Origin of the sequence: Protofrankia sp. Cr1, assembly GCF_963555865.1 — a bacterium.
Taxonomy (GTDB): domain Bacteria; phylum Actinomycetota; class Actinomycetes; order Frankiales; family Frankiaceae; genus Protofrankia.
In genome coordinates this window covers 1-4,262 of the sequence record NZ_CAUVXO010000334.1, presented here as the reverse complement: position 1 = coordinate 4,262, position 4,262 = coordinate 1, and the positions used below count along the sequence as shown (strand labels likewise).

The following is a 4,262-nucleotide window of genomic DNA, read 5'->3' as shown; positions in this document are numbered from 1 at the left end:
TATCCACCGGACAGGGCCTGAGGGAGCGAGCGGGTGTCAGCGACAGGAATCCCGGGTGGCGTACGTGCCGGTCGTATTTACGACACGTTGGCGCGGCGGCGCCCGCTCGTTCTGGTCTGCCTCGTCCTCGGCGTCCTCGCCGGCGCAGTCGGCACACTCAACATGCGGATGGACATGTCGTTCCGTCCGGTATTCACCGGCAATCAGCAGCAGTTGGCACAGACAGCGGCGTTCGAGAAGGATTTCGGCGACCTGGGATTCAACGACCTTGTCGCGATCGCGGACGTCGGTGATACCGGGGACCCGGGCACGCTGGCCCGGACCCACGAACTTGCGGACCGATTGCACAACCTACCGCACTTCGTCACGGTGCGGGAGCCGTTGACGTTCCCGTTCTTCGACGCCTCGGGCCGACTGCATCCGGCCGGCGTCGCCGCCGACCTGAGCAATGCGCACACACCTGCTGAGCAGCGAGCGGTCATCGAGCCGGTGCTGCATTCACCGTCAGCCCGGCGGATCATCTTCGGCGACGACAACCGGCAGGTCGCGGTCACCGTCGCGCTCGACATCGCCAACAGCGACTTCTCCCACTGGCGTGCCGCGGTGAAACAGTTCCGCGCCACGGTGCACGACTGGTCGCGGCAGACCGGTATCACGACCCGCATCACCGGCTATCCCGAGGTCGAACAGGTCTACGCCCACGAAGTGCTGTTCAGCGTGCTGCGCAGCATCGCGGTTCTGCTCGCGGTGATGCTGGTGATCCTGTTCGTCTATTTCCGCCGGCTCCGAGACGTCGTGACGTGCCTTGCCGGCGTCACCCTGTCGGTACCGCTGGTCCTCGGTGTCATGACGCTGCTCGGGCAACCCTTCTCCATCGTCAACAGCCAGGTCCTGACCCTGGTCCTGATCGTCGGCATCGCGGAGGCCCTGCACCACCAGCAGGAGTACCGCCGGCGGCGCGAGGCGGGACGGGATCACACCACGGCGAACCGCGAAGCATTCACGATCCTGGCCTGGCCTGCATTCATGACCGGCCTGGCGACCATGGTGGGATTCGGCGCGCTTCTCACGGCGGACATGAAGGCGATCTCGTCGTTCGGGCTGTCCACGGCACTTGGCGTAATGATCGTCTACGTCGCCAACTGGCTGACCGTGCCGTCGCTTATTCACGTATTCTACCGCAACACTCCGCCGCAGGAGTTCCGCCAACACACCACGTCCTGGACGGTCGCAATGCTGCACCGCGCCGACGGATTGCTGCAACGCCGCCCCGGCACAGTCGTCCTCGGCTTCGTGCTGGGCACCACAGCCCTGGGAATTGTCGGCGCATCCGGGCTGTCGATCGACCAGAAGGTCAATGAAGAGCTACCTGACAGTCATCCCGCGGTAGTCGCCCAATCCACCTACGAGCATCAGTTCGCGGGATTCCTCGGCCCGGTCCTGTGGGTCAGGCCACGGTCCGGCACGGTGCTCGGCACCGAGCGGCAGCTTGCCTCGCTGGTGAACCGGGTCTGCGCGATGCCCGAGGTGCGCTATGTGGCATCTCCGCTCGACCTGACGCCACAGCCGCCGGTCGCCGCTGGGCAAAGCGACTCCGGCTGCGTCCGCCGGCCGGCCGATCTGTCCGGCGCGGTCGCGGCCCGCCAGGGCCAGGCAGGACCAGTCGTGCAGCGGCTCGCGGACACGCTGCTCACCTCGGCCGGCGACCAGGCCGCGATCATCGTGCGGGTGCCGGACATCGGCACAGCGAGGTCCCTGCCGTTCGCCGAACGGATTCGCGCTGCGGCACGGGAAACCATGCCGGACGCCGACGTGGCGACAGTCGGCGAGTGGTGGCTGGCACAGCAGGGCATGCACAGCCTCTCGTTCGAGATGATGCTCTCGGCCATCACCGCGCTCGCGTTGATCCTGCCCATCATGTGGTTCGCCATCCGGGACGCAAAGCTGTTCCTCGCCGGCATCGTGCCGACCATCCTGCCGCTCTTCGCGACCCTGGGTTTCATGGGTCTGGCCCACATCACTGTGCGCATCGGCACTGCCATGATCCTGGCCATCGCGCTCGGCCTCGCGGCCGACGACACCATTCATCTGTCCGTACGCATCCGGGACCGGGTCCGAACCGGGTCAGCCCCGACGAGCGCCGTGACCGCAACCATGCTGCGCACCGGCCGACCGGCGAGCTTCTCGTCCTACGTGCTCATCGGCGGTTTCGTCTCCATGATGGCCAGTTCGCTGATCGCCTTGCAGGAGATGGGCCTCGTCGCCGCCTTCACCATGTCGTTCGCACTCGCAACAGACCTGGTACTGGGCCCGGCGCTCTACCTGCTGCTTGTCCGCGGCCGGCCGCGCCGCCACGCCGGCGCGCCCGCCGCCGTCTCGGCACCCGTGAAGGTGGGAGCATGACAACGACGTCAGCCGTGACCGAGGCGGAGCAGGGCGGGATCACACTTCGCTCCGTACTGATGGACACCGTCGGTGCGCACCCGGAGCGACCGGCAATTACCTACCGTTGCCCAGCGGATGCGACGAAGCCGGGTCGCTGGCAGCGACGTGCCGACTGGCACACACTCACCTGGCACGAGTTCACGCACGTGGTTCTCGGCGTTGTCGACGGCATCGGCCAGGTCGTCGGACCGGCGGCTACGGTGGCGGTCCTCGCCGAAACCGACGCCCGCTATCCGGTGCTGGAGCTGGCGCTGGGGCTGTCCGGCCGCGCTGTGCAGCCGCTCTACGTGACCGCCACGGATGACGAGCTGCGCCGCGCCGTGCGGATGACCGGTGCCGATGCCGTGGTGGTCGGTCGTTCCCAACGGGCGCGGGCATCCACCGCCGGGTTGGCGCTGCCCATCGTCGAGATGGACAGGATCGTTGCCCTGCCCGGTGTCGAGGGAACACCGCTTACCACCCTCGCAGCCGATGTCGAACCGTTCGATACTGCGTCGGTGCGTGGCCGGCTGGCGGCGCTACCGACCCGTCCGTCCGGGGAGACGCTGCTGTACCTGCAGAGCACCGGTACCACCGGCCCGGCCCGTGTCATCGACGTATCCGAACAGGCGATGATGTCCGCGGTGTCCGCGGTGCGCGACGAGACCACGCACCCGTTTCCCCGGTTCCTGTCGTTCCTGCCGACCGCGCACATCTCCGAACGGTTACTCACCCTGTATGTCTCGCTCATGCTGGCCGGCCACACCTGGTATGGCGACGGGCTGGTCACCCTCGGGCCCGATCTCCTGGCCGCCCGTCCGAGCGTGCTGCTCGCACCACCACTGGTATACGAGGCGATCCGGGGTGAGGCGTTGCGTTCCGCGTCGTCCAGCGCGCTCGGACGGCGGCTGGCCGCGTCGGTACGACACACTGCTGACCAGGCACTGGCAGCTGGCCGTACCGGTGTGACCAGACGCCGTCCCGGCGCGTGGGTCTTCGGCCGCCGGATGCGCAGCCAGGCCGGCCTCGCGCGGGTCCGGGACGCATTTGCCGGCACCGCACCCATCCCCGCCGAGCTGCGTGCATGGTGGGAGGCGGTCGGCATCCCCGTGCGCAACGTCTACGGGCAGACTGAGGTGGCCGGAGCGACGTCGATCACCGCCCGATCCGGTGCGGCGTTCGACGTCGTCGGCGTCCCGATCCATGGCGTCGAGGTCGCGATCGGCGACGGCGACGAGCTGCTCGTACGCAGCCCCTCGACGTTCACCCGGTACGTCGGCGAGGATGCGGTCACCGCCCGCACAGTCCAGGACGGCTGGCTGCACACCGGCGACCGTGCCCTCGTCCGGGACAACGGCGAGATCGTCCTACTGGGGCGGGTGCAGTCCCTGGTGAGGGCCCCGAATGGCACCGTGGTGGACACGAGCGCCCTCATCGCGCGGATCGCCGCCGCGCTGGGCCCCGCTGACATCGTGTTGTTCCCCGCCGTACCCGAAGCCGGGGTGTTTCTTTATGTGGCCGTGCACCCGGCAGGCACGCCGGAGCACATGCTGCGCGAGGCCGGACGGCTGGAACCGGTCGGCAGGGACGACCCACGGTGGGCGCATCTTGCCGCACTCGTGGTAAGCGGGGACCCGCATGGCGTGGTCCGCCGCTACGCACTGTTCGACGGAGCGTTCACCCTGGCCACCGGCGAGGTAGGACCCACCGGCAAGCCACGTGGCTGGCGCGTTCACGAGCTGCGCTCCAGCCACCTGCGCGAGCGATACTCGCCGCTGGGGTCCGACGTTTCGCCACTACCCGTTCCGGCCACCTCCACCGACGACGCCACCGCCACC

2 protein-coding genes are annotated in these 4,262 nt (G+C 68.4%); both read left to right on the top strand.

Annotated elements, in window-relative coordinates; translation table 11 throughout:
* Positions 1-33 precede the first annotated feature (33 nt).
* The gene (locus U9980_RS20580; protein ID WP_322769417.1) at positions 34-2,403 is read left to right on the top strand and encodes an efflux RND transporter permease subunit; all 2,370 of its coding nucleotides are present in this window, start codon (positions 34-36) and stop codon (positions 2,401-2,403) included.
* The coding region (locus tag U9980_RS20575; protein ID WP_322769416.1) for an AMP-binding protein at positions 2,400-4,262 on the top strand (1,863 nt) is incomplete at its 3' end. The genes U9980_RS20580 and U9980_RS20575, both read left to right, overlap by 4 nt.